The sequence below is a fragment of the Pseudomonas sp. NPDC012596 genome (genome assembly GCF_042902325.1).
Lineage (GTDB): Bacteria > Pseudomonadota > Gammaproteobacteria > Pseudomonadales > Pseudomonadaceae > Aquipseudomonas.
On the sequence record NZ_JBIBEB010000040.1, the window covers coordinates 1 to 4,794 of the forward strand.

Sequence of the window (4,794 nt, forward strand, 5' to 3'; positions counted from 1 at the left end):
CGAGGCGAAAACCGCGTCCAAGCCTCAAATGTGTAAACCATGTCCCCGGTTTACTATGTAAACGATGTCTCCGGTCGTACACCCGCGAAGAGGCCGGTTCAGGCACATGACAAACAAAAACGCCACCCAATGGGTGGCGTTTGCGCATTCGAGGCGATCAATAATCGTCTTTGTCGAAGCGCCGCGCTTCACGCTGCAACTGGTACACGAAGCTTTCGATCTTGCGCTGCGCCTGGCCATTAAGGTTATGGAAGCGCACGCCGGCGAAGGTCGTGTTGATGCGTTCTTCATGGTGCAGGTGGCGCAACTCGACCATGGTGTCGACCAGGCCCAGGGGGTTGCCGGCCTTGAAGCGCTCGTACACCTGGCCCAGTTGCAGGCGATCTTCGACGTTACCGTCGAAGCGCAGCTTGCAGCCGGTGGCGGAGATGTCCAGCAGCTTGCCGCGCAGGGCGCCGTTGCCCTTGAGGTAGGCGCCGTCGAGGATCACATCGACCAGCTGCGACAGTTTCAGCGCGGCGCGGAACGCATTGCGGCGCTGGTGGTAGGTCATCTCTTCAGGCATTGCACCGCGGTACGAGCGGTGGCCGTCGACCTCGGTGATCTTCAGTTCGTGGTTGCATTCCCAGGCGATGCGCACGCCATCGTGGAAGCCTTCGACGCGGAACGGTTCGCCGTTCTCGATGAATCGTTCGCCGTCGCGCGGGATCATTTCGTCCAGCGCCAGGGTATTGCTGTCACGGTCCACATCCACCACGTAGCTCTGGAACCGCTGGCTGCGCTCATGGAAGGTGATGATCAGAGGATCGTGACTGTCCTGTAGCTGGCGCAGGTTGGCCGCGATCTCCAAAGGAGTGTTCAGCACCTTTGGTGGCTGCGGAGCATCGGTTTCATTGAACACGGGTTATCAATCTCCAGGCAAAAGCGGCACACGCAAGTAACGGCATTTTGCCAGTATGTTCCGTGCCTTGATAGAAGTAATCACACTTGGCTGAGCGCCCGGGGCTTGGCCAGTGGCGAGGTAGCGCCGCGGCTGTCGTAGAGCGACGGAGAATCGCCGCCCATGAGGATTCTGATCTGGTTGGCCGTCACGTGCTGCTGTACCTGAATGATCCGGCCATTGGTCTCGTTGACCTTCTGGCAGGCGTCCATCAACTGGGTCAGCACGTTGAGTTGCTGCATGATCACTTCACCGTTGGGCGACTGCGCTGCGACTGCCTGCACCCCGGCGCGGTCGGCGCTGAGGCCGAGGCTGGCGAGCAGGTTGTTGCGGCGGATGCCTTGCTGCTCGAGCAGGATGATCAGCGACTGCTTGCGGGCCAGAATACCCTCCAGCGGTGCCATGTCGCGGCCATGCAGGGCGACTGCCTCCTGCTGAAGCAGGTCGAGCAGTTCCTGGGTGGGGGCGATGTCGTCTTCGATCAATTGCAGCAATGTGATGTCGTGCATGGCTAACTCTTGGCTTTTAAAGCGTCCGTGAAGTCAGCGCGCCGAACGGTCAGCGCTGGGCTTCGAAATCGAGCAGTTTGCTGGCGACCCGGCCGGCATCGACCTGGTAGCTGCCATCTGCGATCGCCTGTTTCAACTGCGCCACGCGGGCACTGTCGACAACCGGCTGATCGCGCAGCTTGTCGCTGATCTTCTGCAACTGCTGGGCCTCTTGACTGAGGTGTACCGCTTCTCCGCTGGCGCTGGCGCTTTTCGGCGCTTCACTGGTTTCGCCGGTTTTGTCGGCGTTACCGGGGGCGGCATTGCCGCGAACGCCGCCCGTGATGGACGGAGAATTATTCAAACGACTGAAGTCGATGACCATGATCAGAAACCCCTGGGTATTTGGACGCTTGCCTTGTTTTCGGCCATCCCGAAAGAAACTTTAGGCACAAATGCTCAGCCGCCTGTCGGCAAGCCCGCGAACCCGTGTTCTGACACAGTTTAGGAAAAGCGGTTCCCAACCGCCAGCCCAATCTACATGGCGACCTCGACCTGGCCGGGGCCGGTTATCCGGGCCTTTACCACCCGTTGCGAATTCAGGTTGCGCACCCGTATCTGCTCACCCTGGCCACCCTTGCTCAGGGCCTCGCCAGGCATGCGCACGCTGAGGCTGCCGCTGCGGGCGATGATGACGACGTGGTCGCCCTTCTGCACCACCTCGGCCTGCTCCAGATGCTGCGGGGTGAGCACTTGGTCGATGACCGTCGGGCGCAGCATCTTCATGCCCACTGCTTGGTCCAGGTCGGTGAGAAAGCCCTGGCCGAGGGTGCCGACGTCGCGTTCGCGCAGGGCCACGTCGCCTTCGCTAACGACGTTCTGGCGCTTGAGTGGGCGGGTCACCACCACCACATCGCGGAACACCCGCACGGTGGCCGGCACGAAGATCGTCCACGGCGCACTGCCGTCGCAGCGCACCCGCACGGTCACCCGGCCCAGCGGCTGCGCAGGGCTCTCCAGCGAGGCGTCCAGCGGCTGGCTGCACAGCGGCATGCGCAGGCGCGGGTCGAGCGGGTTGACCTGGATCTCGTAGCGCCCTGCAGTCTGGGTGGTGGCCAGGTAATCCTCGACGGTGAATTCAAGAAACCCTTGGGTGACACCGATAAGCTGTTCAGGCAAGGTAACCGCGTCCGCCCATGTGCGAGCGCCGGGTGCCAACAGGCACAGCACGGCCAGCGAGCCGCTCAGCAGGTGCGTCAGTCGTCGGAAAATTGTCGTTTTCGTGTACATGGCGCTCAAAAAAGCAAAGCCCGTGCCGACTCGCTACATGAGTTGCTACGAAATGGCAGAAAGAAGAAGGAGTCAGGCATGGCGGGGGTAATGGATTCGGTCAACCAGCGCACACAGCTGGTGGGGCAGAATCGCCTGGAGTTGCTGCTGTTTCGCCTCAATGGCGCACAGCTTTACGGGATCAACGTGTTCAAGGTTCGCGAGGTGCTGCAGTGCCCGGACCTGACCGTGCTGCCCAGATCACACCCGGTGGTGCGCGGCGTGGCCAATATCCGCGGGGCGACCATTCCGATCCTCGACCTGTCGATGGCCACCGGGTTGCCCGGGCTGCAGGAAGAAACGCGCAAGAGCTTCGTGATCATCACCGAGTACAACACCAAGACCCAAGGCTTCCTGGTGCACTCGGTCGAGCGCATCGTCAACATGAACTGGGAAGAAATCCATCCGCCACCCAAGGGTACCGGCCGCGACCACTACCTGACTGCAGTCACCCGAGTGGACAACCGCATGGTCGAAATCATCGACGTGGAAAAGGTGCTGGCCGAGGTGGCGCCGTCGTCGGAGCAGGTATCCGCCGGTGTGGTCGATGCCGATACGCAGGACAAAGCCGTGCTGCTGCGTGTGCTGACCGTGGACGATTCGTCGGTGGCGCGCAAGCAGGTCAGCCGCTGCCTGCAGACGGTCGGGGTCGAGGTGGTAGCACTCAATGACGGCCGTCAGGCCCTGGACTACTTGCGCAAGCTGGTGGATGAGGGCAAGCGGCCGGAAGAAGAATTCCTGATGATGATCTCAGACATTGAAATGCCGGAAATGGACGGCTACACGCTCACTGCCGAGATCCGCAGCGATCCACGTATGCAAAAATTGCACATCTGCCTGCATACTTCGCTGTCCGGGGTATTCAACCAGGCAATGGTCAAGAAAGTCGGTGCCGATGATTTCCTCGCCAAGTTCAAGCCGGACGACCTGGCCCAGCGAGTGGTCGACCGGATCAAGGCAGCGCATTGAAGCAGCCGGGAGGCAACTCCCGGCACCAGTGATTGAAAAGAGGCCGCAGTAGTGTCTACGGGTAATTTGGATTTCGAACAGTTCCGGGTATTCCTGGAGAAAGCCTGTGGCATCCTGCTGGGCGAGAATAAGCAGTACCTGGTCGCCAGCCGTCTCAACAAGCTGATGGAGCAACAGGGCATCAAGAGCCTGGGCGAGCTGGTGCAGCGCATCCAGACCCAGCCGCGTGGCGGCTTGCGCGAACAGGTGGTGGATGCGATGACCACCAACGAAACCCTGTGGTTTCGCGACACCTACCCCTTCGAAGTGCTGAAGAACAAGGTCATCCCCGAGTTTATCAAGAACAACCCGGGCCAGCGCCTGCGCATGTGGTCGGCGGCCTGCTCGTCGGGCCAGGAGCCGTACTCCATTTCGATGGCCATCGACGAATTCGAGCGCAGCAACCTCGGCCAGTTGAAGATGGGCGCGCAGATCGTCGCCACTGACCTGTCCGGTTCGATGCTGAACAACTGCAAGACCGGCGAGTACGACAGCCTGGCGATCGCCCGCGGTCTGTCCCAGGAGCGCTTGCAGCGTTACTTCGACCCTAAGGGGCCGGGGCGCTGGGCGGTCAAGCCGGCCATCCGCAGCCGTGTCGAGTTCCGGTCGTTCAACTTGCTCGACAGTTATGCAGCCTTGGGCAAGTTCGACATCGTGTTCTGCCGCAACGTGCTGATCTACTTCTCGGCACAGGTGAAGAAGGACATCCTGCTGCGGATTCACAGCACGCTGAAGCCGGGCGGGTATCTGTTCCTCGGCGCCTCCGAGGCGCTCAATGGGTTGCCGGATCATTACCAGATGGTGCAGTGCAGCCCGGGGATCATTTACCAGGCCAAGTGAAGGCTTGCGGGTGCATGCCGTCGGTCTTCCGGGGGCTTTGAGATCGAGCGCCGCCCGCGCGGCGCATCGCGATGCGCTTGCCTTGGGATCTTCGGCGCCTTTGAGATCGAGCGCCGCCCGCGCGGCGCTTCGCGGGGCAAGCCCGCTCCCACATTTGTTGCAACGCGCCGTTCCAGTCAGGCCATGGTT

Annotated in this window: 6 protein-coding genes; 2 read left to right on the forward strand and 4 right to left on the reverse strand. The window is 61.3% G+C overall.

What is annotated here, in order from left to right; translation table 11 throughout:
- Window positions 1–157: 157 nt before the first annotated feature.
- From ACFY68_RS26075 to flgA, 4 genes are all read right to left on the reverse strand, one after another.
- Window positions 158–901, reverse strand: a complete 744-nt coding sequence (locus ACFY68_RS26075) for a flagellar brake protein (protein ID WP_387533555.1) — start codon at window positions 899–901, stop codon at window positions 158–160.
- 80 nt (window positions 902–981) lie between these two features.
- A complete protein-coding gene (locus ACFY68_RS26080; RefSeq protein ID WP_387533558.1) occupies window positions 982–1,449 on the reverse strand; it encodes a flagella synthesis protein FlgN in 468 nt (155 codons plus the stop codon).
- Window positions 1,450–1,498: 49 nt separating this feature from the next.
- The gene (gene flgM, locus ACFY68_RS26085) at window positions 1,499–1,813 is read right to left on the reverse strand and encodes a flagellar biosynthesis anti-sigma factor FlgM (protein ID WP_387533561.1); all 315 of its coding nucleotides are present in this window, start codon (window positions 1,811–1,813) and stop codon (window positions 1,499–1,501) included.
- Window positions 1,814–1,965: 152 nt separating this feature from the next.
- On the reverse strand, window positions 1,966–2,718 hold the full coding sequence (gene flgA, locus ACFY68_RS26090; protein ID WP_387533564.1) for a flagellar basal body P-ring formation chaperone FlgA: 753 nt from the start codon (window positions 2,716–2,718) through the stop codon (window positions 1,966–1,968).
- A gap of 78 nt (window positions 2,719–2,796) precedes the next feature.
- On the opposite strand from flgA, the gene ACFY68_RS26095 reads away from it, so the two are divergent.
- Both ACFY68_RS26095 and cheR read left to right on the forward strand, forming a co-directional pair.
- A complete protein-coding gene (locus ACFY68_RS26095; protein ID WP_346615044.1) occupies window positions 2,797–3,726 on the forward strand; it encodes a chemotaxis protein CheV in 930 nt (309 codons plus the stop codon).
- Window positions 3,727–3,777: 51 nt separating this feature from the next.
- A complete protein-coding gene (gene cheR / locus ACFY68_RS26100) occupies window positions 3,778–4,605 on the forward strand; it encodes a protein-glutamate O-methyltransferase CheR (RefSeq protein ID WP_387533567.1) in 828 nt (275 codons plus the stop codon).
- Window positions 4,606–4,794: the final 189 nt, after the last annotated feature.

Bases quoted from the DNA above. Each gene is read 5' to 3' on its own strand.
- ACFY68_RS26080 (WP_387533558.1), bottom strand. From the start codon at position 1,449: ATGCACGACATCACATTGCTGCAATTGATCGAAGACGACATCGCCCCC.
- flgM (WP_387533561.1), bottom strand. From the start codon at position 1,813: ATGGTCATCGACTTCAGTCGTTTGAATAATTCTCCGTCCATCACGGGC.
- flgA (WP_387533564.1), bottom strand. From the start codon at position 2,718: ATGTACACGAAAACGACAATTTTCCGACGACTGACGCACCTGCTGAGC.
- ACFY68_RS26095 (WP_346615044.1), top strand. From the start codon at position 2,797: ATGGCGGGGGTAATGGATTCGGTCAACCAGCGCACACAGCTGGTGGGG.